Source organism: Streptomyces sp. NPDC042259, from assembly GCF_055582085.1.
The window spans coordinates 481079-506483 of sequence record NZ_JBVJDW010000003.1; the positions used below are offsets into that span (position 1 = coordinate 481079).

Genomic DNA, 25405 nt, shown 5'->3' on the forward strand with positions numbered 1-25405 from the left:
GTCGGGTCGGGACACGTCCGGGACGTATCCCCTGATAGGGCGCTCCTTCCCCCATCAACCCATGGAACGCCTGGCTATGCCTCCCAGACCGCGCACGCGGTGCGGTCGTCGGCGTATCCCTTCACCCGCAGCTGTCCGTCCGCGAGGAACGCCGCCAGCCCCGGCGGCCGCTGCCCGGTCCATCGCTCGGCCAGCCGGTCGCCCAGCGCGGGCTCGCCCCGCAGGGGGTCGGCGAGACCTGCGCTGCACAGCAGCAGCACGTCGCCCGGCCGGGCGACGGACGCTCGGAACCGGAAGGGCTCGCTCGGCACCTCGGCGGGGTCGATCACGGGGGCGGTGCCGGGGGTGGTGACGCCGAGGTCCACGGTGATCCGGTCGGCGGGGCCGTTGCCCCGGCCGACGATCGGGTCGACGTTCCCGTCCGCCTCGCGCGCGACCGGGTCCAGGTCCTGCCACGCGCCTTCGCGCAGCCGGAAGAGCCCGCCCGCGCCCACCCCGAAGAAGACGCGTGTACGGCAGCGGGCGTCGGCGGGCAGCAGCAGACAGCGCACGGCGGCGGTGTACTCGGCGGACCGCAGGCCCAGATCGGCGGCCCGGCCGCGCAACCGTCCGTACGAGCGGTCGGTGAGCCGGTGCAGCCCCGACCGCAGCTCTCCCCGACGGCCGCGGCGGATGTCCTCGACCAGCCGGGGGTGGCTGCGCCCGACGGCGTCGGCCAGCCAGGCGCAGACGTCCCGGGCCGCCCGGTGGGAGCCTTCCGCGGCGCGTCCGCCGCTCGCCACGGCGACGAGCAGCAGGGCGTCGTCGCCGTCCCCGAAGCGGGCGGTGAGCAGCGCGTCCCGCCGCGGTTCGCCGCGGTAGCGCGCCGAGTCGCCGCGCAGGGACAGGGCGCGCAGCGTCAGCACGCCGTACCGGGCGCCGTCGACCACGGTGTCGGGCACGAGGTCGTCCAGCCCGCCGGGGGCGGCCGCCGGCCAGGCGGTGGGCTCGGCCTCGTAGGTGGGCGGGCCCTCGCCCACGAACTCGGCCGCGCGGTGCGCCGCACGGCCCGTCTGGCGGGGCACCGCGGACAGCCGGGTGGGGGGCTCGGGTCCGCTGCCCGCGTCGAGGTCCCCGGTGGTGCGGCCCGCTTCGATCGCCGCCCTCGTCGGTGCGGGCGGTGCGGCGGGGGTGGGTGGTGCGGACGGGGCGGCGGGCAGAGACCGGGTGGACGGCTCGGCGGCGGGCTTGCGGGGCAGGGGCAGGCGCGGTGGCGGGACCTGGGCCCTGGGGTCGGTGCGCGGGGGCTTGCGCGGCCGGTCCGGCGCGGCGCCCGGCGGCCGGGCGGGCGAGGGCAGTCGGGGTGGGGCCGGCAGGGCGTCGGCGTCGGGCGATGCCCAGCTCTTCGGCACGGGGAGCAGACCTCGGCCGGGCGGAGCTGCCGGTGGCGCCGGGGCGGGCGGGCCCTCGGGGGCCTCGGGTTCGGCGACCTTGTCGAGGGTGGGCGGGCCCGACGCGGCGGCGGCCCGATCGGAAGGCTGGGGGCTCACGGGTGGTGCGGACGGTGCGGGGGGTGGGGGTTCGGACGGGCGTACGGGTTTCGCGGGCCCCGGGCGGCTCCCGGCGCCGGAGCGCCTGACCGGCTCCGAGCGGCTCACCGCCTCGCTGCGGCGGGGTGGTTGGGGTGGCCGCGGGCCGGGCGGGCCGGGCGGCTCGGTGCCGCGCAGCGCCCGCGGTTCGGCCCTCACCACCGCCGCGGCCGAGGTGAATCGATCATCGAGGCTGTCGTCCTCGGCGGCCGAGCCCGGTTCGGGTTCGCTCCTGCCGTACAACTCGCCCCACCAGGCGTCCTCTTGGTCGGCGTACCGATCCCCCTGCTGGTTCATGCCCTTATTGTCCACACTGTGTGGCATACGGGAAGAGTGCACAGCGGACACCACCCGGGGATGATGGCCCGAGTCGGAACGCGGTTTGGGGAGGGGTTCGCGTGCTCGGTGCCATGGGACTGGACGCCATGAGGGAGACGGCGCACCGGGAGCAGCGGTCTGGACGGCTCGCGGGCCCCGGTGCGGTGGAGGTGGTGACGGGGGCGCGCGCTGTCGCACGGCACCTTTCACGAATACGCCTGGGCGCGGGCGAAGAAGTGTGCGCGCTGTTGACGGGGAGACCCTGGGCCGCCGCGAGCGCGGAGAGCGGGGTGCCCCACCGGGTGGTCGTGGAGCGCGCCGCGTTGACCGGGGCGCGGGAGCGGGCCGCTGCCACGGCCGTCGTCGGCCCGGTCGAGCCCGGGCGGCTGCGGGCCGTCGAGCGGATACCGGCCGAGCTGGTCGTCGCCGACCGCCGGATCGCGCTGCTGCCCCTCGCCCCGCACGCCGCCGAGTCCGCCGCGCTGGTCGTCCACGGCGGTGGACTGCTGGAGTCGCTGGTGAACCTCTTCGAGGACGTCTGGCACGAGGCGCTGCCGGTCCGGGCGGCCGGGGCGGGCGCGGACGGCGCCGGCCCTGTCGCCGGGGCCGGTACACCCGGTGCCGGCATACCCGGGGCGGGCATACCCCGGTCCGTGGGGCCCGGGCCGGACGCCACGGACCTGGAGGTCCTCTCGCTGTTGCTGGCCGGGCTCACGGACGCGAGCGTCGCGAAACAGCTCGGCCTGGGGTTGCGGACGGTGCAGCGGCGGGTGAAGCGGCTGATGGAGCTGGCGGGGGTGACGACCCGGTTGCAGCTGGGCTGGCACGCGGCCGAGCACGGCTGGCCGGCCCGCGCCTGACCGGCTCCCTGTCCCGCCCCGTCGTGCGTCTTCGCAGGCGGGAAGCGGTGCGGGGGCGCTGACGGCGGCGCTACGGCAACCTGGATCCATGGGGACGTGGCAGCTGTTCCTGGTCGGGCTGGTGATGCTGCTCGGCCTGTTCGGCGTCGTGACCCCGGGGCTGCCCGGCCCGCCGATCGTCTGGGCGGGGGTCCTGTGGTGGTCGATGACCGAGCGCACCGCGTCGGCCTGGGCCGTCCTGGCCGGGGCGACGGGGGTGCTGCTGCTGAACCAGGCCGTCATCTGGCTGCTTCCGCCACGACGGCCGAGGGGCGCGGGCATCACCCAGCGCGCCTTCCTGGTGGCGGGCGCCTCGGGTATCGCGGGCTTCTTCGTCCTGCCCGTGGTCGGTGCCGTGCCGGGCTTCCTCGCCGGGCTCTACGCGATGGAACGGCGACGGCTGGGCGGGCACGGCGAGGCGTGGGCGTCGACGCGGACGGTGATGCGGTCGCTGGGGACCAGCGTGCTCGTCGAACTGTTCGCCTGTCTGCTGGTCGTCGGCGGATGGCTCGCGGCGGTCGTCCGAGGCTGATCCTCCGGGTCGTCCGGGGGCGACGGGGACGACGGGGACTCAGCCCGTGCCCTCCAGGGCCAGCAGCAGGCGCTTGCGGTCCAGGCCGCCCGCGTAGCCGGTGAGCGAACCGTCGGCCCCGATGACCCGGTGGCAGGGGCGCAGTACGAGGAGCGGGTTGGCGCCGACCGCGCCGCCCACCGCGCGCACGGCGGCGCGCGGGGCACCGACGCGGGCGGCCAGCTCGCCGTAGCTGGTGGTGGCGCCGTACGGGACGGTGTCCAGGGCGGCCCACACCCGTTGCCGGAATTCGGTGCCCTGGGGGGCGAGGGCGAGGGTGAAGTCCTTGCTCTCGCCGGCGAAGTAGGCGGTGAGCTGCCGTTCGGCCTCGGCGAAGGCGGCGGGTTCGCGGTGCCAGTCCGGTCGGGCGAGGACACCGTTCTTCTGGCCGGGTACGGACAGCGAGACGAGGGCGGTGCCGCCGGGTGCCCCGGCGGCGGGGTGCCCGGTGAGGAGCAGCCGCCCGAGCGGGCTGTCGATTTCGGTGTAGAGCATCGTCAGGCGTCCTTCGGTTCGCGGGGCGGCGTGGGGTGTGCGGAGTCCCACAGGTGGTGCTGGGCGTAGGAGCGCCAGGGGCGCCAGGCGTCGGCGGCGCCGTCGGGCACGCCGGGGGCGGTGTCGCCCGGCAGGAAGACATCGGGATCGCCGAGGGCCCGCATCCGGATGTAGCCGGCGGTCCACGGTCCGATGCCGGGCAGGTCGAGCAGCGCACGCTCGGTGGCGTCCCGGTCGACGCCGGGGTCGAGCCGGATCCGGCCGTCCGCGAGCGCGGTGGCGACGGTCCGCAGGACGCGGCGCCGGGAACCCGGCACGGGGAGTTCGTCGAGGCTCGCGTCGGCCAGGGTGGCGGCCTCGGGGAAGACATGGGTGAGCCCGCCGTCCGGCGCGGCGAGGGGCTTGCCGTAGGCGGCGACCAGTTCGCCCGCGAGCCGTGCGGCGTGCGCCACGGTGGCCTGCCGGCCCAGTACGGCCCGTACCGCCAGTTCCTCGCCGTCGGCGGCACCGGGTGAGCGCAGCCCGGGGCGGGCGGCGACGAGGGGGGCCAGGCGGGGGTCGGCGCCGAGCCGCTCGTCGACGGCGTAGGGGTCGGCGTCGAGGTCGAAGAGCCGCCGTACCCGCTGCACGGCGGTGGACAGGTCCCGGGGGTCGGTGAGGTGGAGCCGGCACTCCAGCCAGTGGCCGCGGCGCGGCCCGGCGGGGCGCGGTTCGTGGACCTCGGCGATGCCGGTGCCGTACGGCAGGCGCAGGGTGCGGCGGTAGGTGCGGGCGCCGGGGCCGCCGAGGGTCTCCTCGATGCCGGGGACGGCCCGCCGCTGGAGGAAGTCGAAGATCTCCCCGGCGGCGTAGGGACCACGGTGGGCGAGTCGGAGCGGGATGCCGGCGGCGGTCCGGCCGCGCGTGCCGGGCGCCTGGGCGCGCAGCGCGGTCGGGGTACGGGCGTAGACCTCGCGCATGGTGTCGTTGAACTGCCGCACGCTGGCGAAACCGGAGGCGAACGCGAGTTCGGTGACCGGGAGGTCGGTGGTCTGCAGCAGGACCCGCGCGGTGTGGGCCCGCTGGGCCCGGGCGAGGGCGACGGGCCCGGCGCCGAGTTCCTCGGTGAGCTGCCGGTGCACCTGCCGGGAGCTGTACCCGAGCCGGTCGGCGAGCCCGGCGACCCCTTCGCGGTCGACGACGCCGTCCCCGATGAGCCGCATGGCGCGCCCGACCAGATCGGCCCGCGCGTTCCACTCGGCCGACCCGGGCGCGGCGTCCGGCCGGCAGCGCCGGCAGGCCCGGAACCCGGCCCGCTGCGCGGCGGCGGCCGAGGGATAGAACCGCACGTTCACCCGCTTCGGCGTCACCGCCGGGCAGCTCGGGCGGCAGTAGATGCCGGTGGTGGCCACGGCGAAGAAGAACACCCCGTCGAAGCGGGCATCACGGCTGCTCACTGCCTCGTACCTGGTCTCTTCGTCCATCACGCTTACCAGTTTGCGGCATGGCCGGGTGCCGTTTCTGGCGGGAATCGGACGTGGCATCCCGCCCGGCCGGTGCTGCCGCCCGGGCGCCCTTCGGGCGCGTCCTCAATCGCCGGACGGGCTCGAATTGAGCCCGTCCGGCGATTGAGGACAACCACCGCGCAGCGGTGGTGCGAAACAAGGGCAAGGGCACAGGGCCCGATTCGCCGAAGCGGCTAGCGCCCCCGTTTGCGGGCCAGCATCTCGCGCCCCTGCGCCTGCTTCTTCTTCCAGTCGCGGCGGATGTCCGCGCGCAGACGGGCGTCCGTGCGGGCCGCGATGCGCTGGTTCTCCCGCAGGAGCTTGCGGTAGTTGTCCAGCCGGCGCTGGCGCAGCTCGCCGGTCGTGATGGCGCCAAGGACCGCGCAGCCCGGTTCCGTCTCGTGGCCGCAGTCGTGGAAGCGGCAGCGTGCCGCCAGGGCCTCGATCTCGGAGAAGGTCTGCGCGACACCGCCCTCCGCGTCCCAGAGGCCGACGCCCCGCAGGCCCGGGGTGTCGATCAGGACGCCGCCGCCGGGCAGCGGCAGCATGTTGCGGGTCGTCGTGGTGTGCCGGCCCTTGCCGTCCCGGTCGCGGGCGGCCTGGACGGTCTGGACGTCCTCGCCGAGGAGCGCGTTGGCGAGGGTGGACTTGCCGGCGCCGGACTGGCCGAGGAGCACGGACGTGCCGCCGGCCAGCGTGGCGGCGAGGACGTCGACGCCCTCGCCGGTGGTCGCGCTGACCGCCAGAACCGGTACGCCCGGCGCCGACGCCTCCGTGTCGGCGACGAGATGGCCCAGCACGTCCGGCCCGGCCGTCTCCGTGACCAGGTCCGCCTTGGTGAGGACGACGACGGGTGCGGCGCCGCTCTCCCAGGCCAGGGCCAGGAACCGCTCGATCCGTCCGAGGTCCAGCTCGACGGCCAAGGAGACCGCGATGACGGCGTGGTCGACGTTGGCCGCGAGGATCTGGCCCTCGGAGCGCTGCGAGGAGGTGGAGCGCACGAAGGCCGTACGGCGCGGGAGCAGGGCCCGGACGAAGCCCTGGGCGAGGTCGACCGCCGCCCAGTCGCCGGTGCACATGATGCGCAGGGGGTCGCCCGTGGTGACGAGGGCGGTGTCGGCGTGGACGGTCCGTATCCCCTCGCCGTCGGGGACGACGAGGTCACAGCGGCCGCGGTCGACGCGGATGATCCGGCCGGGGGTGAGGCCCTCGGCGGCGTGCGGGGTGAAGCTGTCAGCGAACCCTTCGTCCCAGCCGTAGCCGGTGAGGGGGTGTGACGACGCGAGCTCGAACAAGGAAGTGATCCTTCAGGAAAGAGGTGGGGTGAACCGTCTTCTGAGTGCGGGCAACGCCCGTCGCAATGACAGTCATCACGGTCCTCACCTCCTGTTTTCCTGTGTCTCGCCGCGTGGTGCGCGCGGTCTGGGGCGAGCGTAGGCGCCCGCCCGGCCGCCGCGCCAACGATTTACCTCCCGGCGGTGGCCCGGGGCCCTCCGCCTCGCGATCGCACGCACCGGACGCCTCCGGATGCCGACCGTCTTTGCCGCCTGCGGCGGCGAGCGCCCTGCGGACGTCACGGGCCGCAGCGCCCGCCCACCCGATCCGCCGGACCCGGCCTAGGGCGTGTCCGCAAAGTCCCGTCTGGCCCGCGACGCCTGGCACGCGCGCTCGCTGCGTTGTCGGGCTCGCCCGAGTACGCCCAGTACGAGGGCGACCCTCCGCCTTGCGATCGCACGCACCAGACGCCGCGGGCCACGCCCTGCGGGCGAACGACGGGACTTTGCGGACACGCCCTAGCCGTGTCCGTCCGGCTTCGCGTGCCGGCCGTGCTTGGCGTGCTTCGGCTGGTGTTCGGGCTTGAGGTGCTGCAGCCGGGCCCGGACGTTCTCGGGGGGCAGGAACTGCGCCCAGCGCTCGGGGAACTCCGACGGCGGCTCCCGGTCCTGGCCGATCACCCCGTCCTCCTCCGCCTCCTCGTCGACGTAGTCGGAGGCGGCGGTGAACGCCAGGGCGGCACGTTCGGCCGCCGCCCGCGCCGCCGCGGCCTCGCGCACCCGGTCCACCTCGGCGCGTGCCGCGGCGGTGGCGACGGACGGCCACACCCGGTCTATCGCGGCGTTCACGGCCGCGCCGACGAGGACCGCGAAGGCCGAGACGCCGATCCACAGCAGCACGGCGACGGGCGCGGCGAGCGAGCCGTAGATGGTGGGGCCCTCGACGGTGTGGGTGAGGTAGATCCGCAGCAGGAAGCTGCCGAACACCCACATGCCGAGGGCGACGAGCGCCCCGGGGATGTCCTCCTGCCAGGGCGAGCGGACCGGCACGGACACGTGGTAGAGCGTCGTCAGGAAGACGATGGAAAGCAGCGTGACGACGGGCCAGTACAGCACCCGTACGACGTCCGCGCTCCACGGCACGATGTCCAGCACGGCGTCCGGCCCGGCGACCATCAGCGGCAGCACCACCGCTCCGATGAGCAGGGCGACGATGTAGAGGAGGAAGGCGAGCAGCCGGGTCTTGACGATGCCCCGCTTGCCCTCCAGCCCGTACATGATCGTGATGGTGTCCACGAAGACGTTCACGGCTCGCGAGCCGGACCACAGGGCGATGGCGAAGCCGACCGAGATGATGTCCGGCCGGCCGCGTTTGGTGACGTCCTGCAGGAGCGGCCGCGCGATTTCGTTGACGCCCTTGTCCGACAGGACGGTCGCGGAGGCGTTGAGGATGTTGTCCTGGATGCTCTCGATGGTCTTGGTGCCGGTCCACGCATCCAGGTAGCCCAGCAGACCGAGCAGACCGAGGAGCAGGGGTGGCAGCGAGAGCAGCGTGAAGAAGGCGGCCTCGGCGGCCAGCCCGGTGACGCGGTATTCCACGCAGGAGTTGACCGTGTCTTTCAGGAGAAGCCACGCCATCCTGCGTTTTGAGACATTTCGGTACAGGACGCGAGCCCTGTGGAGTCGGCCGACCGACCGCCCCGGTGGTTCATTTGCTGCCTGCACGCCCTTACCGTATCCGCCGAATGGCCCTCGGCCCGCACGGTGGCCCGAAGGGGGTGAGGGCGGGGCGGAGTGCGGCGGGCGACGGCCGCGACGGCGGCGGGAGTGGAGGCGGAGGGTGATGCTGCGCCGACTCGGCACCACCCTCCGACCGCTCCCTGTCACCTTGCGCCCGCACCGGTGCCACCCGCAACGGTTGCACTGCGTTGCAATCTTGCCGATGCCCCGACGCGAGGGGCCTCGCGGCGGCACCATTGCAGCGTGAACCGCAGACCATTCGAGGCGGGGCCGCTGCCCGCCGTCCGGGAGGCGTGGCTCGCTGATCCGTCACCCGCGGGTGCGGGGCCCGCCCGGCGGGCCGGAGCCGTGCTCCCGCGTCAGGTGATCGGGCAGTCCTGGCACCGCGTGCGGCGCCACGGCATCGACCCGGACGTCGGCCGGTCGGCACCGGTCCTGACGGCCGAGGAGGTGGAGCACCGGCGGCACTCCTCTCCGCTGGGCGGGCTGCTGCCGCAGCTTCGCGAGGGGCTGGGCGAGGTGGCCGACACCGTGCGGCATCTGATGGCCGTCGCGGACGCCGACGGCCGGGTGCTGTGGCGCGAGGGCAGCCACGAGGTGATCAGGAACGCCACCCGGCTGGGGTTCGACGTGGGGGCCTCCTGGACGGAGGAGCTGGTCGGCACGAACGGTCTCGGTACCTCGCTGGTGGAGCGCCGGCCGGTGCAGGTGCACTCGGCCGAGCACTTCGTGCGCACCCATCACGCCTGGACCTGCGCGGCGGCCCCGCTGCACGACCCGCGGGACGGGCGGCTGGTGGGTGTGCTCAACGTCAGCGGACCCGCGGGCGCCTTCAACCCGGCCTCGCTGGCCCTCGTCACCGCCGTGGCCAAGGTGGCCGAGGCGGAGCTGCGCGCCCGGCACTGGGAGTCCGTCGACCGGCTGCGTTCGGTGGCCACGCCCATGCTGGCCCGGATCGGGGGCCGGGCGCTGGCGGTCGACCGGGACGGCTGGACGGCGGCGGTGACCGGCATGGCCCCGGTGGGCCGGGTGGTGCTGCCCAAGTCGGTGGCCCCGGGGCGGGTGTGGCTGCCGGCCCTCGGGCTGTGTTCCCTCGAACCCCTGCCGGACGGCTGGCTGGTGCGTGTCGAGGAGCCCGACGCGGGGGCGGGCCGGGACGGCACCCCGAGCCGGGTGGTGCTGGATCTGCGCCGGCCCCGGAGCTGGACGGTGACGGTCTCCGGCGAGTCGGGGCAGTGGTCACAGGAGCTGAGCCCGCGCCACGCCGAGCTGCTGTACGTGCTGGCCCGCCACCGGGCGGGGCGCACGGCCGCGGAGCTGGCGGCGGACCTCTTCGGCGACGCCACCCGCACGGTGACGGTACGGGCGGAGATGTCCCGGATGCGGCGGACGCTGGCGGGGGTGCTCGACCACCGCCCCTACCGCTTCGCGGACGGCATCGACGTCCGGCTGCTGACGCCGCCGCACGCGGAGGACCTGCTGCCGGCGTCCCGGGCCCCGGTCGTGCTGGCCGCCCGCCGGGGCGTGGCCGCATCCTGACCGGCCCCTGCCGGGGGCCCGCCGGAGCCCGCCGGACCGCGTGGTTGGCTGGGACGTATGAGCAACAGCGTGATTTCCGTGACGACGTGGTCCTTGGAGCAGACGTCGCCGGCCGACCTCGCGCCGGTCTCCGAACCGGACGTGCCGGACGGTCTGCGGATCGAGCGGGCCCGGATCCCCTCGCCCGAGCTGAGCCGTTTCCTCTACACGGCGGTGGGCGGCAGCGTCAGCTGGACCGACCGGCTGCCGTGGTCCTACGCGCAGTGGCAGGCGTATCTCGGGCGGCCGGGCGTGGAGACCTGGGTGGCGTACGACCGGGGCACCCCCGCCGGTTACATGGAGCTGGACCCCCAGGACGCGGGCACGGTCGAGATCGCCTACTTCGGGCTGCTCCCGGCGTTCCAGGGGCGCCGCCTCGGCGGGCGGCTGCTGTCGTTCGGCACCGCCCGGGCCTGGGACCTGGCCGAGCGGTGGCCGGAGCTGACGCCGACGAAGCGGGTGTGGCTGCACACCTGTGACAAGGACGGCCCGCACGCCCTCGCCAACTACGAGCGGCGCGGCTTCCGGGTCTTCGACACCAAGACCGAGGACGAGCCGGTGGTCCCGCTTCCCGGCCCGTGGCCCGGGGCGTAGGCCTGGCCGGCGGTTCGCCTGCGGCCCGCCCTTTGCCCTGCGGCCCGCGTCGGGTGCACCTCCGCTGCGCGGCGGTGTCCTCAATCGCCGGACGGGCTGAGTTTGCAGCCCGTCCGGCGATTGAGGACGAAACGGCGACCAAGCCGCCGATCGACGAGTGCCCACGACCGAGTAGTTCCCGTCAGGTGAGACACAGGAGTCCGCATCGCGGACAACGCTTTACTGGCCCGAGACCGCCGTGCCACGCTTCCGTCATGTCTCGAGCTGGAGTTGCCTTGGTGAGTCGACGTCACGTCGACCTGGGCCGCATGTCCAGCGCCATCTGTCCGGCGGGCTGAGAGTCTCAGCGCCACCTCTTCTCCCGGCCTCCTCGGCCTCCTCGGCACCCCCCGCCGTCCCCGTCGTCGTGGACGAGCCCCACCGAGCCGCCCCACCTCGCACCGCCGTGCCCGCAGCACGCAGCTCACCCCACCCATGACCGCCGTTTTCCGCCCCTGCCCGGGCCCACTGGGCGCATGCGCGGGGCACCGGGGGTGTCTCGGCGTGCACAGCCCTCTTCAGAGCCGCCCCCAGAAGGACATATCGCCATGGCTGCCATCTCGGAAAGCGCCGCCGACGCCACGACCCGCCGCAAGGCCGGCCGCCATCGCGGCGAGGGCCAGTGGGCCGTCGGCCATCACACACCGCTCAACGGCAACGAGCAGTTCAAGAAGGACGACGACGGTCTCAATGTGCGGACACGTATTGAGACGATCTACTCCAAGGCCGGTTTCGACTCGATCGACCCCAACGACCTGCGTGGCCGGATGCGTTGGTGGGGTCTGTACACCCAGCGCAAGCCGGGGATCGACGGGGGCAAGACCGCGGTGCTGGCCCCGGAGGAACTGGACGACCGCTACTTCATGCTGCGGGTCCGTATCGACGGCGGCCGGCTGACCACCGGGCAGCTGCGGGTCGTCGGCGAGATCTCCCAGGAGTTCGCCCGGGGCACCGCCGACCTCACCGACCGGCAGAACGTGCAGTACCACTGGATCCGGATCGAGGACGTCCCCGAGATATGGCGGCGGCTGGAGGCCGTGGGCCTGTCGACGACCGAGGCCTGTGGTGACACGCCGCGCGTGATCCTCGGCTCGCCCGTCGCCGGTATCGCCGAGGACGAGATCATCGACGGCACGCCCGCCATCGAGGAGATCCAGCGCCGGTTCATCGGCAACAAGGACTTCTCCAATCTGCCGCGGAAGTTCAAATCGGCCGTCTCCGGTTCGCCGTTGCTGGACGTGGCGCACGAGATCAACGACGTCGCGTTCGTCGGGGTCGACCACCCCGAACACGGCCCCGGCTTCGATCTGTGGGTCGGCGGCGGACTGTCGACCAACCCCAGGCTCGGGGTCCGGCTCGGTGCCTGGGTACCGCTGGACGAGGTTCCCGACGTGTACGGCGGCGTGATCGGCATCTTCCGTGACTACGGCTACCGGCGGCTGCGCAACCGTGCCCGGCTGAAGTTCCTCGTCGCCGACTGGGGCACGGAGAAGTTCCGCCGGGTCCTGGAGGAGGAGTACCTGCGGCGTCCGCTGCTCGACGGCCCCGCCCCCGCCGCGCCCGTCGAGCAGTGGCGCGACCACGTCGGCGTCCACCGCCAGAAGGACGGCGCGTTCTACGTCGGTTTCGCGCCGCGCGTCGGCCGGGTCGACGGCGCCCTGCTGGTGAAGCTGGCGGCGCTGGCGGAGGCCCACGGTTCGGGCCGGCTGCGCACCACCGCCGAGCAGAAGATGATCGTGCTCGATGTGCCCGAGGAGCAGGTGGACTCCCTGGTCGCCGGGTTGGAGGCGCTGGATCTGCGGGTCAGCCCGTCGCCCTTCCGGCGCGGCACGATGGCCTGCACGGGCATCGAGTTCTGCAAGCTCGCCATCGTCGAGACCAAGGGCCGCGGCCAGAGCCTCATCGACGAACTGGAGCGCAGACTGCCGGAGTTCGACCAGCCGGTCACCATCAACATCAACGGCTGCCCGAACGCGTGCGCCCGCATCCAGGTCGCGGACATCGGCCTCAAGGGCCAGCTCGTCGTGGACGACGAGGGCCGGCAGGTCGAGGGCTTCCAGGTGCACCTGGGCGGCGCGCTCGGTCTGGAGGCCGGTTTCGGCCGCAAGGTCCGTGGCCTGAAGGTCACTTCGGCCGAGCTGCCGGACTACGTCGAGCGGCTCCTCACCCGCTTCTCGGAGCAGCGCGAGGACGGCGAGCGGTTCGCGACCTGGGCGGCCCGCGCCACGCAGGAGGACCTGTCATGAGCGGGCGGGCGGCCCCCTTCTACTGCCCGTACTGCGGGGACGAGGACCTGCGCCCCTCCGAGGAGGGGCACGGCAGCTGGGAATGCGGGGCCTGCAACCGCGCGTTCCGGCTCGCGTTCCTCGGGTTGCTGGCCAAGGGCCTGCGGCCCGACTCTCCCGAAGGGGGCATCGCGTCACCATGAACGACACCGAACCGAGCGATCGTCACGAAGCGTGGGCGGCGCTGGCCGAGCGGGCCGGACGGGAGCTGGAGGACGCGTCGGCGCAGGACATCCTGCGCTGGGCGGCCGGGACGTTCGGGCGCCGGTTCTGCGTCACCTCCTCCATGGAGGACGCGGTCGTCGCCCACCTCGCCTCGCGTGCCCTGCCCGGCGTGGACGTCGTCTTCCTCGACACCGGCTACCACTTCCCCGAGACCATCGGCACCCGTGACGCGGTCGCCGCGGTGATGGACGTCAACGTCATCACCCTCACCCCGCGCCGGACCGTCGCCGAGCAGGACGCCGAGCACGGGCCGCGGCTGCACGACCGCGACCCGGACCTGTGCTGCGCCCTGCGCAAGGTCCGGCCGCTGGAGGAGGGCCTGGCCGGGTACGACGCCTGGGCGACCGGGCTGCGCCGCGACGAGTCGCCGACCCGCGCGCACACGCCCGTCGTCGGCTGGGACGAGCGACGGCGGAAGGTGAAGATCTCGCCGATCGCCCGCTGGACGCAGGCCGACGTGGACGCCTACGTCGAGGAACACGGTGTGCTCACCAACCCGCTGCTGAGCGAGGGTTACGCCTCCATCGGCTGTGCGCCGTGCACCCGCCGCGTCGCGGCGGGCGAGGACAGCCGCGCGGGCCGCTGGTCGGGGCGCGGCAAGACGGAATGCGGGCTTCACGGATGACACGGGACGGAGTACGGGAAATGAGCGGGGCCACCGTTTGGCTCACCGGGCTGCCCAGCGCGGGCAAGACGAGCATCGCCTACGCGCTGGCGGGGCGGCTGCGTGACGAGGGGCACCGGGTGGAGGTGCTGGACGGGGACGAGATCCGCGAGTTCCTCTCCGCCGGGCTCGGGTTCTCCCGCGCGGACCGGGACACCAACGTGCGGCGCATCGGTTTCGTGGCCCGGCTGCTGGCCGCGCACGGCGTGCTCGTCCTCGTGCCCGTCATCGCGCCCTACGCCGACTCCCGCGAGGCCGTCCGCAAGCACCACCAGGAGCACGGCACCGGTTATGTGGAGGTGCACGTGGCGACGCCGGTGGAGGTGTGCTCGCAGCGGGACGTGAAGGGCCTGTACGCCAAGCAGGCGGCGGGTGAGATATCCGGGCTGACGGGAGTGGACGACCCCTACGAGGCGCCCCTCGATCCGGATCTGCGGATCGCGACGTCCGGCCGGAGCGTCGCCGAATCGGCGGCGGAACTGCGCACACTGCTGGCGGAAAGGGGACTGCTGTGAGCGTCGACGAGAGCCCCTACGCCCTGACGCATCTGGACGCCCTGGAGTCGGAGGCGGTGCACATCTTCCGCGAGGTGGCGGGGGAGTTCGAGCGGCCGGTGATCCTCTTCTCCGGCGGCAAGGACTCGATCGTCATGCTGCACCTGGCGCTGAAGGCCTTCGCCCCGGCGGCGGTGCCGTTCTCGCTGCTGCACGTGGACACCGGGCACAACTTCCCCGAGGTCCTCGCCTACCGCGACCGCACGGTCGCCGAGCACGGTCTGCGGCTGCACGTGGCGTCCGTACAGGACTTCATCGACGACGGGCGGCTGCGCGAGCGCCCCGACGGCACCCGCAACCCCTTGCAAACCGTGCCCCTGCTGGACGCGATCGGCGCGCACCGCTTCGACGCCGTCTTCGGCGGCGGCCGCCGCGACGAGGAGAAGGCACGCGCGAAGGAGCGGGTGTTCTCGCTGCGTGACGAGTTCGGCGGCTGGGACCCGCGCCGGCAGCGCCCGGAGCTGTGGCAGCTGTACAACGGCCGCCACTCCCCCGGCGAGCACGTGCGGGTCTTCCCCCTGTCGAACTGGACCGAGCTGGACGTGTGGCAGTACATCGCCCGGGAAAAGATCGAACTCCCGGCCATCTACTACGCCCACGAGCGCGAGGTGTTCGCCCGGGACGGCATGTGGCTGGCACCGGGCGACTGGGGCGGCCCCAAGGACGGTGAGCAGGTCGTCAGACGGATGGTGCGGTACCGCACGGTCGGTGACATGTCCTGCACCGGCGCCGTGGATTCCTCGGCGGTGACCATCACGGACGTGATCGCCGAGATCGCCGCGTCCCGGCTCACCGAGCGGGGCGCGACGAGGGCCGACGACAAGCTGTCGGAGGCCGCGATGGAGGACCGCAAGCGCGAGGGGTACTTCTAGCCATGAGCACATCGATCGACCCGGCGGCGACCTCGCTGCTGCGTTTCGCCACCGCCGGCTCGGTGGACGACGGCAAGTCCACCCTGGTGGGGCGGCTGCTGCACGACTCCAAGTCGGTGCTGGCCGACCAGTTGGAGGCCGTCGAGCGGGCCTCCCTGGGCCGCGGACAGCAGGCACCGGACCTGGCGCTGCTGACCGACGGGCTGCGCGCGGAGCGCGAGCAGGGCATCACCATCGACGTGGCGTACCGCTACTTCGCCACCCCGCGCCGCCGGTTCGTCCTCGCCGACACCCCCGGGCACGTGCAGTACACCCGCAACATGGTCACCGGCGCCTCCACCGCCGAACTCGCGGTGGTGCTCGTCGACGCCCGCAACGGCGTCGTCGAGCAGACCCGCCGGCACGCCGCGGTCGCCGCCCTGCTGCGCGTCCCGCATGTGGTGCTGGCGGTCAACAAGATGGACCTCGTCGACTACGCGGAGCCCGTCTTCGCGGACATCGCCGAGGAGTTCACCGCCTACGCCGCCTCGCTCGGCGTGCCGGACGTCACCGCCGTACCGATCTCCGCGCTGGCCGGTGACAACGTGGTGACGCCGTCGGCGCACATGGACTGGTACGGCGGGCCGACCGTGCTGGAGCACCTGGAGAGCGTGCCCGTCGTCGCCGACCCCACCGGCGACCCGGCCCGCTTCCCCGTCCAGTACGTCATCCGCCCGCAGACCCCCGAACACCGCGACTACCGCGGCTACGCCGGGCAGCTCGCCTCCGGGGTGCTGCGCGTCGGGGAGGACGTCACCGTGCTGCCGTCGGGGCGGCGCAGCACCATCGCCGCCATCGACGCGCTGGGCTCGCAGGTCGACGTGGCGTGGGCCCCGCAGTCCGTGACCCTGCGCCTGGCCGACGACCTGGATGTCTCCCGCGGTGACCTCATCGCCCCTACCGCCGGTGTGCCCGCTCCCACGCGGGACGTGGAGGCGACCGTCTGCCACGTGGCCGACCGGCCGCTGCGCGCCGGGGACCGGGTGCTGCTCAAGCACACCACCCGCACGGTCAAGGCGATCGTCAAGGACATCCCGTCGCGGCTGGCGCTGGGCGACCTCTCCCAGCACCCCGCACCGGGGGAGCTGGCCGCCAACGACATCGGCCGCGTCGTGCTGCGCACCGCGGAGCCGCTGGCACTCGACGCCTACGCCGATTCCCGCCGCACGGGCTCCTTCCTGCTGATCGACCCCGCCGACGGCACGACGCTGACGGCGGGCATGGCGGGTGCGGCGTTCGCGGCGAAGGCGGCGGACGCCGGCGCCCCGGCCGTGGCCGACGACGCGGGATGGGACTTCTGATCATGACCTCGACGGGCAGGGACTTCTTCTCGACCTTCGACAAGGAGGGCGGCCGGATCGGCAGCGGCGCCCTCGGCAGCGGGCAGGGCGGGGTCGGGCGATGTGTGCGCTGACGCCCGTACCGCCGTCCTCCCTCCCCCACCCGCGAAGACCCCCGTCGACGCCGGGCGTGCCCTAGCCGTACGCCCGGCCCACCGAGAGGAACCCCCCTCGTGTCTGCCGCCCGCCCCGCCGCCCGCGTCCTCGCGGCCGCCGTCGCCCTGCCGCTGCTGATCGGTGCCCTGGGCGCCTGCGGCTACGGCTCGCAGAAGAAGGACGACCGGAGCCACGCGGCCGAGGGCGCGAAGCTCTCGGCCGACACGGTGCGGATCGGCTACTTCCCCAACATCACCCACGCCACCCCGCTGGTCGGTGAACACGAGGGGATCCTCCAGAAGGAACTGGGCGGCACCAAGCTCCGCTCCACGACCTTCAACGCGGGACCGACCGAGATCGAGGCCCTCAACGCGGGCTCCGTCGACATCGGCTGGATCGGCCCGTCACCCGCCATCAACGGCTATGTGAAGTCCAAGGGCAAGAACCTGCGCATCATCTCCGGTTCCGCCTCCGGCGGTGTGAAGCTCGTGGTGAACCCGGACCGGATCTCCTCGCTCGACGACGTCAAGGGCAAGAAGATCGCGACGCCGCAGAAGGGCAACACCCAGGACGTGGCGTTCCTCAACTGGATCGCCGAGAAGGGCTGGAAGGTCGACCCGCAGAGCGGCAAGGGTGACGTGTCCGTCGTCCGCACGGACAACAAGGTGACCGCCGACGCCTACAAGTCCGGTTCCGTCGACGGAGCCTGGGTGCCGGAGCCGACCGCCTCGAAGCTGGTCGCCGAGGGGGGAAAGGTCCTGCTGGACGAGAGCACGCTGTGGCCGGACAAGAAGTTCGTGATCACCAATGTGATCGTGTCGCAGAAGTTCCTCGACACCCACCCGGATGTCGTCGAGGCCGTGCTGCGCGGCTCGGTGAAGACCAACGCGTGGATCACGGCGAACCCCGACAAGGCGAAGGCCTCCGCCAACGCGGCCCTCAAGGGCCTCACCGGCAAGGAACTGCCCGCCAAGGTGCTCGACCCGGCGTGGCGCAGCATCGCGGTCACCGACGACCCGCTGGCATCGACCCTCCAGGCCGAGGCGGACCACGCCGTCAAGGCCGGTCTGCTGGAGCAGCCGGACCTGTCCGGCATCTACGACCTGACCCCGCTGAACAAGGTCCTGAAGGCCCAGGGCAAACCGGCGGTCGACGCCGCGAACCTCGGCAAGCGATAGCCCGCGTTCCCCTCAAGCAGCGACCGCCGATCCGTCGGCGCCCAGACCTCAGGAGGTGACCGGATGGCCCCGGCACTGTCCACCGAGAACACCGGCACGGCCGTCGTCGTCCCCCAGGACGCCCCGGCAGCCGTCCGGCTCCACCACGTCCACAAGAGCTTCGGCCGCCCCGGGGCGGCCCAGCCCGTGCTGGACGACATCACCCTCGACGTCCGGCCCGGCGAATTCGTCTGTCTGCTGGGCGCCTCGGGCTGCGGCAAGTCCACGCTGCTCAACCTGGTCGCCGGGCTGGACCGGCCGACGGCCGGCACGATCGAGGTGCCCGGCGGCAGGCCGGCGCTGATGTTCCAGGAACACGCGCTCTTCCCCTGGCTGACCGCGGGCCGGAACATCGAGCTGGCCCTGCGGCTGCGGGGGGTACCGAGGGCCGAGCGGCGCCCGGAGGCCGAACGGCTGCTGGACCTGGTGCGGCTCGGCGGCTCCTACCGCAAGCGGGTGCACGAGCTGTCGGGCGGCATGCGGCAGCGCGTCGCCCTCGCCCGCGCACTGGCACAGGACAGCCAACTGCTGCTGATGGACGAGCCGTTCGCCGCGCTCGACGCCATCACCCGGGACGTGCTGCACCACGAGCTGACCCGGATCTGGTCCGAGACCTCGCTGTCGGTGCTGTTCGTGACGCACAACGTCCGCGAGGCGGTCCGGCTCGCCCAGCGCGTGGTGCTGCTGTCCTCCCGCCCGGGCCGGGTCGCCCGGGAGTGGGAGGTCGGCATTCCGCAGCCGCGGCGGATCGAGGACGCGGCCGTCGCGGACCTGTCCGTCGAGATCACCGAAGAACTGCGTGGGGAGATCCGCCGCCATGGCCAGCACTGACACCACCGGGAAGGTCAAACCCGACGGCCACGACCTCGCGGGGCTGGAGGCCGGACTCGACGCGCTGGACGCCGTCCAGACCAAGCGGACGCCCTTCACCCAGGTGCTGCTCCACAAGGTCCTGCCGCCGGTGAGCGCCGTCGCCCTGGTGCTCGTCGTCTGGAAGCTCCTGGTCCTGGCGGAGATCACCGACGACTACAAGCTGCCCGACCCCTCCGCCGTCTGGCACAGCCTCACCGAGCTGTGGGTCCAGGGCACCCTGTTCGACATCGTCTGGACCAGCGTCTCGCGCGGCCTGCTGGGCTTCGCCGCCGCCCTGGCCCTCGGCACCCCGCTCGGACTGCTGGTCGCCCGGGTCCGGTTCGTGCGCGCCGCCCTCGGCCCGATCCTCTCCGGCCTCCAGTCGCTGCCGTCCGTCGCCTGGGTGCCGGCCGCCGTCATCTGGCTCGGCATCACGGACTCGGCGATGTACGCGGTGATCCTGCTGGGCGCGGTGCCCTCCATCGCCAACGGCCTGGTCTCCGGCATCGACCAGGTACCACCGCTGTACCTGCGGGCCGGGCGCACCATCGGCGCCACCGGTGCGCGCGGCGCCTGGCACATCCTGCTGCCGGCCGCCCTGCCCGGCTACCTCGCCGGCCTCAAGCAGGGCTGGGCCTTCTCCTGGCGCTCGCTGATGGCCGCCGAACTCATCGCCTCCTCCCCCGACCTGGGCCTGGGCCTCGGCCAGTACCTGGAGAACTCCCGTACCGACTCCGACATGCCCGGGGTGCTGCTCGGCATCCTCCTCATCCTCTTCGTCGGCATCGCCATCGACCTGATCGTCTTCAGCCCGTTGGAGCGCCGCGTGCTGCGTTCCCGCGGCCTGGCGACGCGCCAGGGGTGAGGCGCGTGGTGGCCCTGATCGTCGCCCACGGCAGCCGCGACGCCCGCCACGCGGCGACGGTGACGGCACTGCGGGACCGCCTGGCCGCCCTGCGCCCGGGGCTCCGCGTCGAGGTGGGCTTCCTCGACTTCTGCGCGCCGAGCGTGCCCCGGGTGCTGGAACGGCTGTCGGCGGAGGGCGTACGGGACGTCGTCGCCCTCCCCCTGCTGCTGACCCGCGCCTTCCACGCCAAGGCCGACATCCCGGCCGTGCTGCGCGAGGCGGCGGTCCGGCTGCCGTGGCTACGGGTGCGGCAGGCCGCCGTCCTCGGCCCTTCCCCCCTGCTGACGGCCGCCTTGGAACGGCGGCTGCACGAGGCCGGGCTGCGGCCCGGCGACCGGCGCCGGACCGGGGTCGTCCTGGCCTCGGCCGGCTCCACCGACCCGGAGGCGAGCGCGGTGATCGCTGACATCGCGCGGGAGTGGCGGCACACCGGTTGGTGCGCCGTGCGGCCCGCGTTCGCCTCCGCTTCCCTGCCGCGCACGGAGGACGCCGTCCGGTCCCTCCGCGCGGAGGGCGTCCGCCACATCGCGGTCGCCCCGTACGTCCTCGCGCCGGGCCGGCTGCCGGACCGCATCGCCGCCGGCGCGCGCGAGGCGGGCGCGGACGTCCTGGCGGACGTCCTGGGCCCGGCGCCGGAGGTCGTCTCGCTGCTGCTGCGCCGGTACGAGTCCGCCGCGCGGGCGGCGGCCGTTACCCCGGCGGTCAGGCTGCGGGCCTAGGCCAAGTGGTCGTCATTCTGGGCCTCGACGCCTCCTGAACCGGATGCCGCGGGCGCCCGTTTGACTCCTTCCGCGGCGGAAGCGCACGCTGGGAATACGAGGCACGCACCCCTGTGCGCCCACGGGTACACCCAACCCGTCCACTCGTCGCGAGCGCGCCGTCCTCCGGCCGGCTCGGTATGGCACGGCATGGCATGGCCGATCCGAGCGCGACGGCGCCCGAGAGGGGCCCGTCATGTCCAGCGAGTACACCATCCTGCGTGTCCGCGTCACGGCCAAGGACGCCGACACCCTGCGCGCCCTGCTGCGCGATTCCCGTCCCGACGTCGGCGGCCGGGTCCGCCGGAACGAGGACGGCAGCCTCACCTTCGACGCCTACGTGTCCCCCCAGCAGGGCGAAGCCCTGGCGCGCGAGGGCGTGTCGGTCGAGACCGTCGAGGACGCCACCGCCACCGGCCGGGCCCGCCAGGCCGAGGTGGCCGAAGGAGACCGGTTCGCCCCCGAGGACGCGGTCCCGCAGGGACTCGCCCTCAAGGTGCGCGACAGCTAGGAGGCGCACCATGCCGTACCTGAACATCACCGAGGTCGAATCCGGCGTCACCAGCCTGGCCGCGGCCTTCCCGACCGCGGACCTCGTCGAGCTGCCCGAGCCGACCGTCGAGGGCCGGACCTGCCACGCCCTGCGCATCGGCACCCACCGCTTGGAGCCGAAGCCTGCCGCCGTCCTGATCGGCGGCGCACACGCCCGCGAGTGGGGCAGCTGCGAGATCCTGGTCAACCTCGCCGCCGATATGCTGCACGCGCACGCCGGCGGTACGGGCCTCGCGTACGGCGGTACGAGCTTCACCTCCGCCCAGGTGCGCACGATCCTGGAGGAACTCGACGTCGTCGTCTTCCCGCTCGTCAACCCGGACGGCCGGCACTACAGCCAGACCACCGAAGCCATGTGGCGGCGGAACCGCAACCCGGCCCAGTCCGGCGGCAATCCGGCCGCGATCGGCGTCGACCTCAACCGCAACTTCGACCACCTCTTCGACTACCGGACCGCCTTCCACCCCCTCGCCCCGGTCCGGGTCTCGGACGACCCGGCCGACCCCGACCAGGTCTACCAGGGCCCCGAGCCCTTCTCGGAGCCGGAGACCCGCAACGTGCGCTGGCTGACGGAACACTTCGTCCGCACCCGCTGGTTCGTCGACGTCCACAGCTACTCCCAGAAGATGCTCCACGTGTGGGGCAACGACCAGAACCAGTCCGTCGACCCGGCCAAGAACTTCCGCAACCCCCTCTTCGACGGCAAGCGCGGACTGAAGGATGACCTGCTCTACGCCGAGTTCATCGAGGAGGACGACGCCGACGACTCCGCCGTGCTCGCCGAGCGGTTCTGCGAGGCCCTGAAGGGCGTACGCGGCAAGGAGTACACCCCCGAGCCCGCCTTCGACCTGTACCCCACCTGCGGAACGAGCGACGACTACACCTACGCGCGGCACATCGTCTCGGGCCAGGAGGAGGAGAAGATCCTCTCTTTCACGGTCGAGTGGGGCATGGCCTTCGCACCGCCGTGGCCGGAGATGAAGAAGATCGTCCTCGACGTCGACGCCGGCCTCGTGCAGTTCTGCCTGACCGCTCTCGCCTGAGCCCCCGCCTCGCACGCCCTAGGCCGTGTCCGCAAAGTCCCGTCTGGCCCGCGACGCCTGGCACGCGCGCTCGCTGCGTTGTCGGGATCGCCCGAGTACGCCCAGTACGAGGGCGACCCTCCGCCTTGCGATCGCACGCACCAGACGCCGCGGGCCACGCCCTGCGGGCGAACGACGCGACTTTGCGGACACGCCCTAGCCCAGCACTTTGTGCGACAGGGCCAGGACCCCGGTAAGGACGGTGAGCGCTCCGCCGAAGGCCGCCCCCGCACGCGTCAGCGCGGCTGGCCGGCTGGCACCGTCCATCAGGGCCAGCACTCCGGCCGCCGCGCCGACAGCGGCGGCGAGCAGGACGGTGACGGCGATCGTCAGCAGCACGAGGACGACGGCGGTCGATCGGTGATCCATCTGGGGCCTCCTGAATCCGTGGTGGTTCCGGTGCCAGGAATCTCCCCGATTCCACGTTCAGCGGTGTTCGGGCGTACGAAAATGAACGCCGTCACGCGGACGAGGGCGACTGCGGGGTGGGGAGAGCGTGGGCGACGACGAAGAGGCGGGCGCACAGGCCGAGTTGGCCGCGAGGCTCCGACTGCTGCGCGCCGAGCGCAGGCTGTCGGTCGCCGCGTTGGAGCGTCGGTCCGGGCTGGGACGCACGACGATCAGCCAGGCGCTCAACGGGCGGAAACTCCCGAGCGAAGCAACGGTGATCGCGCTGGCGAAGGCGCTGGGAACGGATCCGTTCGCCCTCTTGGAGATGCGATCCCGGGCGTATGCCCCGCCCGCGCCCGCCACCGGGGCACAGAGCGACGAGGAGCTGGATTTCGAGCGCCGGTACCGGAACTACGTCATCGATCGCTACAGCCGGTTGACGGTCGTAGGGCTGGATCTCACCCGGCCGGAGGGAGCCTGTTGGCCGTTGGACACGGCCTACCTCAGCCTGGAGCTGGCCGCTCGGGACGAGCGGTCGGGTATGCCTTCCGAGTGGCCGGATGAGCACGGATCCCCGATGACGGTGGAGCGTGCCGAGCAGGCTCTGGCCGGCCGGCAGCGCACGGTGATTCGCGGGCTGGCCGGAAGCGGCAAGACGACACTGCTGCAATGGCTGGCCGTCATCGCGGCGCGGCGGAACCCGCCGCGCCAGATGGAACACCTGCGGCGACTCATCCCCTTCGTACTGCCCCTGCGCACCCTCGACCGCCAAAGCGCCCTGCCGGGCCCGCACTCCTTCCTGGAAGCCACAGGGAGCATGCTCGCGGCCGCGCAGCCGACGGGGTGGGCGGACCGGGTCCTCACGGCAGGACGGGGGCTGTTGCTCATCGACGGCCTCGACGAAGTGCCACAGCAGCGCCGCGAACACACCAGAGCGTGGCTGCGGGAACTCCTCGCGGCCTACCCGCAGGCGTATGTCCTCGTCACCACGCGCCCTACGGCTGTACCCGAACACTGGCTCGACGGCTCGGGCTTCACGGAGCTGACCGTACGGCCGATGAACAGACGCGATGTGCTGGTCTTCGTCACCCGCTGGCATGGTGCGGCTCAAGCCGCCCCCGGACTGGAGGAGAGTTTCAAGGAGGCCGTGCGCGGACAGCGCGACCTGGCGCAGCTGGCGACCACTCCCCTGATGTGCGCACTGATGTGCGCGCTCCACCGTGACCGGCGCGGTCACCTCCCCCGGAGCCGCATGGAGCTGTACGAAGCGGCGCTGTCGATGCTGCTGGTCCGACGCGATCACGAACGTGGCATCGACGCTCCGGAAGGCATCAGCCTGACCCGGCACCAGTCCATCCAGTTGCTCCAGCGGCTCGCTTACTGGCTCATCCGCAACGGCCAGGCGGAAATGGAGGAGGAGTCGGCGCTCGCGGTCGTCGAGGAGGCGCTGCCCGCCATGCCTGCGGTATCGGGGCAAGGAGACGCCCGGCAGGTACTGACGCACCTGGTATCGCGTAGCGGTCTCCTGCGCAAGCCGACAGCCGACACCATCGACTTCGTCCACCGCACCTTTCAGGATTACCTCGGCGCGAAGGCGGCGGTGGAGGCGCGGGACCTGGGGCTGCTGGTACGGCACGCGCACGACGACCAGTGGGAGGACGTCCTACGGATGGCCGTCGCCCACGCCCGGCCCACCGAACGGGCCACACTCCTGCGTCGGCTGGTGGCGCGGGGCGACCGTACGGCCAGGCATCGGACGCGGCTGCATCTGCTGGCGATGGCATGCCTGGAACAGGCGACGGAGCTGAATCCGGAGGTACGGGAGGCGGTGGAGAGCCGGGCGGCGGCGTTATTGCCGCCTCGGGCTTACGAAGAGGCTCGTGAACTCGCGTCGGTTGGGCCGGTGATCCTTGATCTGCTTCCGGGCCCGGAAGGCCTGGGAAGCGACGAGGCCAGGGCCGTAGTGCAGACAGCGGTCGCCGTGGGCGGTGATGCCGCCTTGCCTCTGCTCAAACGGTATCGCAGCTGCACCCTCCGCGGTGTCCAGAACAGCATGGCTTCGGGTTGGAGCTCATTCGACACGGAAGAGTACGCGCGAGAGATCCTTGACCACCTCCCGGACGACGTCACCGTGCACGTCGCAAGCACTGCAGAGCTCAAGGCGGTCAGAGGGCTTCACAACAAGACAGGCATCTCCTTCAACGGAGACTTCTCGGCACCCGAGATGATGGCCGCGATCGAACGAAGCCGACTCCGCAGTTTGTCCATCTCCGGAAATGGGACGTTGAGCGACATCGGCTTCGTCCGGCAGCTGCCTTCGCTCCGCGATCTGACGCTGATGGGCAACGATGACCTGTTCGACCTGACGCCTCTGGACGATTTACCGATCAACAGGCTTGTCCTGTGGGGAGCTCGGCGTAGAGACCTGGCTGCCATCGGCCGGCTGCCGATCCTGGAGCATCTCAATCTCGACACTCCCCTGGAGCAGCCCTCCATCGCCGCCTTCCCCGAACTCCCGCACTTGCGAGAGCTCTACCTCTGGGGGGAGACATGCTCGTCAACGGCGCTCAGCGGCATTTCCGCACTCAGCGGTCTGGAGTTCCTCAGCTTCGTCCCCCGGGACACGGAGGAAGCTTGGCATGAGCTCACCCTGCTCCCCGCATTGACCGGCATGCAGATCGTCGATCAGAAGGTATCCGCCCTGGGCACCTTCCCGCCCCTGCCTCAGGTGACCCGCCTCGTACTCAACAACCCGTCTTCGCATGCGGACCTGTCCCCCGTAATGGACACCTTTCCCAACGTCCGAAAACTGTCCATATACTGCCGGTCACACTCCGACCCCACAGTCGATCTCACCCCGCTCGCCGGCATCGAGGGCCTGACGGTCCACATCACCGATGCCGAAACCGTCGTCGGCCTCGACCTCTTCCCTCCGGGTGCCGTCACCCGCTCCCCCCGCCCTCGCCCCCGCGCATAAGACGCGCACGGCCTGGGCTCCGCCGTAGACCGTCC

25 protein-coding genes are annotated in these 25405 nt (G+C 72.7%); 19 read left to right on the forward strand and 6 right to left on the reverse strand.

All coding sequences use genetic code 11. From position 1 onward, the window contains the following. Positions 1 to 74: 74 nt before the first annotated feature. Complete coding sequence (locus ACZ6MA_RS10980) at positions 75 to 1865, reverse strand: protein phosphatase 2C domain-containing protein (RefSeq protein ID WP_469432827.1); 1791 nt, start codon at positions 1863 to 1865, stop codon at positions 75 to 77. 269 nt (positions 1866 to 2134) lie between these two features. Here ACZ6MA_RS10980 and ACZ6MA_RS10985 point away from each other — a divergent pair, with 269 nt between their 5' ends. Together ACZ6MA_RS10985 and ACZ6MA_RS10990 are read left to right on the forward strand one after the other, a co-directional pair. After that, positions 2135 to 2746 carry a helix-turn-helix transcriptional regulator gene (locus ACZ6MA_RS10985; protein WP_469432828.1) on the forward strand — a complete coding sequence of 204 codons (612 nt, stop codon included), beginning with the start codon at positions 2135 to 2137 and terminating at the stop codon, positions 2744 to 2746. Positions 2747 to 2834: 88 nt separating this feature from the next. After that, positions 2835 to 3317: a DUF456 domain-containing protein gene (locus tag ACZ6MA_RS10990; RefSeq protein ID WP_469432829.1), complete on the forward strand. Its 483-nt coding sequence runs from the start codon at positions 2835 to 2837 to the stop codon at positions 3315 to 3317. A gap of 39 nt (positions 3318 to 3356) precedes the next feature. On the opposite strand, the gene ACZ6MA_RS10995 is transcribed toward ACZ6MA_RS10990, so the two are convergent. From ACZ6MA_RS10995 to ACZ6MA_RS11010, 4 genes are all read right to left on the reverse strand, one after another. After that, the gene (locus ACZ6MA_RS10995) at positions 3357 to 3851 is read right to left on the reverse strand and encodes a methylated-DNA--[protein]-cysteine S-methyltransferase (protein WP_469432831.1); all 495 of its coding nucleotides are present in this window, start codon (positions 3849 to 3851) and stop codon (positions 3357 to 3359) included. 2 nt (positions 3852 to 3853) lie between these two features. Continuing rightward, the gene (locus ACZ6MA_RS11000) at positions 3854 to 5314 is read right to left on the reverse strand and encodes an AlkA N-terminal domain-containing protein (protein ID WP_469433142.1); all 1461 of its coding nucleotides are present in this window, start codon (positions 5312 to 5314) and stop codon (positions 3854 to 3856) included. 215 nt (positions 5315 to 5529) lie between these two features. After that, a complete protein-coding gene (gene rsgA / locus ACZ6MA_RS11005) occupies positions 5530 to 6630 on the reverse strand; it encodes a ribosome small subunit-dependent GTPase A (protein ID WP_469432832.1) in 1101 nt (366 codons plus the stop codon). Between the two features lie 498 nt (positions 6631 to 7128). After that, complete coding sequence (locus ACZ6MA_RS11010) at positions 7129 to 8334, reverse strand: YihY/virulence factor BrkB family protein (RefSeq protein WP_469432833.1); 1206 nt, start codon at positions 8332 to 8334, stop codon at positions 7129 to 7131. Positions 8335 to 8592: 258 nt separating this feature from the next. Here ACZ6MA_RS11010 and ACZ6MA_RS11015 point away from each other — a divergent pair, with 258 nt between their 5' ends. The 16 genes from ACZ6MA_RS11015 to ACZ6MA_RS11090 all read left to right on the forward strand — a co-directional run bounded on the left by ACZ6MA_RS11015 (position 8593) and on the right by ACZ6MA_RS11090 (position 21964). Next, on the forward strand, positions 8593 to 9888 hold the full coding sequence (locus ACZ6MA_RS11015; RefSeq protein ID WP_469432836.1) for a helix-turn-helix domain-containing protein: 1296 nt from the start codon (positions 8593 to 8595) through the stop codon (positions 9886 to 9888). A gap of 57 nt (positions 9889 to 9945) precedes the next feature. Then, entirely contained in the window at positions 9946 to 10521 is a 576-nt protein-coding gene (locus ACZ6MA_RS11020; RefSeq protein WP_469432837.1) for a GNAT family N-acetyltransferase, read from the forward strand. A 254-nt stretch (positions 10522 to 10775) separates the two neighbouring features. Then, positions 10776 to 10859 carry a putative leader peptide gene (locus ACZ6MA_RS11025; RefSeq protein ID WP_362250088.1) on the forward strand — a complete coding sequence of 28 codons (84 nt, stop codon included), beginning with the start codon at positions 10776 to 10778 and terminating at the stop codon, positions 10857 to 10859. Positions 10860 to 11108: 249 nt separating this feature from the next. Next, complete coding sequence (locus ACZ6MA_RS11030; RefSeq protein WP_469432838.1) at positions 11109 to 12806, forward strand: nitrite/sulfite reductase; 1698 nt, start codon at positions 11109 to 11111, stop codon at positions 12804 to 12806. Further along, positions 12803 to 12988 (forward strand): hypothetical protein, encoded by a 186-nt coding sequence (locus ACZ6MA_RS11035; RefSeq protein ID WP_469432839.1) that lies wholly within the window; start codon positions 12803 to 12805, stop codon positions 12986 to 12988. Before ACZ6MA_RS11030 ends, ACZ6MA_RS11035 begins: the two co-directional genes overlap by 4 nt. Beyond that, positions 12985 to 13695 carry a phosphoadenylyl-sulfate reductase gene (locus ACZ6MA_RS11040; protein WP_469432840.1) on the forward strand — a complete coding sequence of 237 codons (711 nt, stop codon included), beginning with the start codon at positions 12985 to 12987 and terminating at the stop codon, positions 13693 to 13695. The genes ACZ6MA_RS11035 and ACZ6MA_RS11040 overlap by 4 nt, the downstream gene beginning before the upstream one ends. Beyond that, a complete protein-coding gene (cysC, locus tag ACZ6MA_RS11045) occupies positions 13677 to 14249 on the forward strand; it encodes an adenylyl-sulfate kinase (protein WP_469432841.1) in 573 nt (190 codons plus the stop codon). Before ACZ6MA_RS11040 ends, cysC begins: the two co-directional genes overlap by 19 nt. After that, positions 14246 to 15160 (forward strand): sulfate adenylyltransferase subunit CysD, encoded by a 915-nt coding sequence (gene cysD / locus ACZ6MA_RS11050; protein ID WP_469432842.1) that lies wholly within the window; start codon positions 14246 to 14248, stop codon positions 15158 to 15160. The genes cysC and cysD overlap by 4 nt, the downstream gene beginning before the upstream one ends. Positions 15161 to 15162: 2 nt before the next feature. Continuing rightward, positions 15163 to 16500 (forward strand): sulfate adenylyltransferase subunit 1, encoded by a 1338-nt coding sequence (locus ACZ6MA_RS11055; protein WP_469432843.1) that lies wholly within the window; start codon positions 15163 to 15165, stop codon positions 16498 to 16500. Continuing rightward, the gene (locus ACZ6MA_RS11060) at positions 16488 to 16613 is read left to right on the forward strand and encodes a hypothetical protein (protein WP_184738886.1); all 126 of its coding nucleotides are present in this window, start codon (positions 16488 to 16490) and stop codon (positions 16611 to 16613) included. The genes ACZ6MA_RS11055 and ACZ6MA_RS11060 overlap by 13 nt, the downstream gene beginning before the upstream one ends. Before the next feature lie 99 nt (positions 16614 to 16712). Next, the gene (locus ACZ6MA_RS11065; protein ID WP_469432844.1) at positions 16713 to 17813 is read left to right on the forward strand and encodes an aliphatic sulfonate ABC transporter substrate-binding protein; all 1101 of its coding nucleotides are present in this window, start codon (positions 16713 to 16715) and stop codon (positions 17811 to 17813) included. Positions 17814 to 17876: 63 nt separating this feature from the next. Next, entirely contained in the window at positions 17877 to 18683 is an 807-nt protein-coding gene (locus ACZ6MA_RS11070) for an ABC transporter ATP-binding protein (RefSeq protein WP_469432845.1), read from the forward strand. Further along, positions 18670 to 19569, forward strand: a complete 900-nt coding sequence (locus ACZ6MA_RS11075; protein ID WP_469432846.1) for an ABC transporter permease — start codon at positions 18670 to 18672, stop codon at positions 19567 to 19569. Before ACZ6MA_RS11070 ends, ACZ6MA_RS11075 begins: the two co-directional genes overlap by 14 nt. Next, positions 19566 to 20330 (forward strand): sirohydrochlorin chelatase, encoded by a 765-nt coding sequence (locus ACZ6MA_RS11080; protein ID WP_469432847.1) that lies wholly within the window; start codon positions 19566 to 19568, stop codon positions 20328 to 20330. Before ACZ6MA_RS11075 ends, ACZ6MA_RS11080 begins: the two co-directional genes overlap by 4 nt. Positions 20331 to 20565: 235 nt before the next feature. After that, complete coding sequence (locus ACZ6MA_RS11085; protein ID WP_469432848.1) at positions 20566 to 20880, forward strand: hypothetical protein; 315 nt, start codon at positions 20566 to 20568, stop codon at positions 20878 to 20880. Between the two features lie 10 nt (positions 20881 to 20890). Then, complete coding sequence (locus ACZ6MA_RS11090; RefSeq protein WP_469432850.1) at positions 20891 to 21964, forward strand: M14 family metallopeptidase; 1074 nt, start codon at positions 20891 to 20893, stop codon at positions 21962 to 21964. Between the two features lie 195 nt (positions 21965 to 22159). Here ACZ6MA_RS11090 and ACZ6MA_RS11095 read toward each other — a convergent pair whose 3' ends face one another. Further along, positions 22160 to 22372 (reverse strand): hypothetical protein, encoded by a 213-nt coding sequence (locus ACZ6MA_RS11095; RefSeq protein WP_469432852.1) that lies wholly within the window; start codon positions 22370 to 22372, stop codon positions 22160 to 22162. Positions 22373 to 22499: 127 nt separating this feature from the next. Here ACZ6MA_RS11095 and ACZ6MA_RS11100 point away from each other — a divergent pair, with 127 nt between their 5' ends. Further along, positions 22500 to 25370, forward strand: a complete 2871-nt coding sequence (locus tag ACZ6MA_RS11100; protein ID WP_469432853.1) for an NACHT domain-containing protein — start codon at positions 22500 to 22502, stop codon at positions 25368 to 25370. The last annotated feature ends 35 nt before the right edge of the window (positions 25371 to 25405 follow it).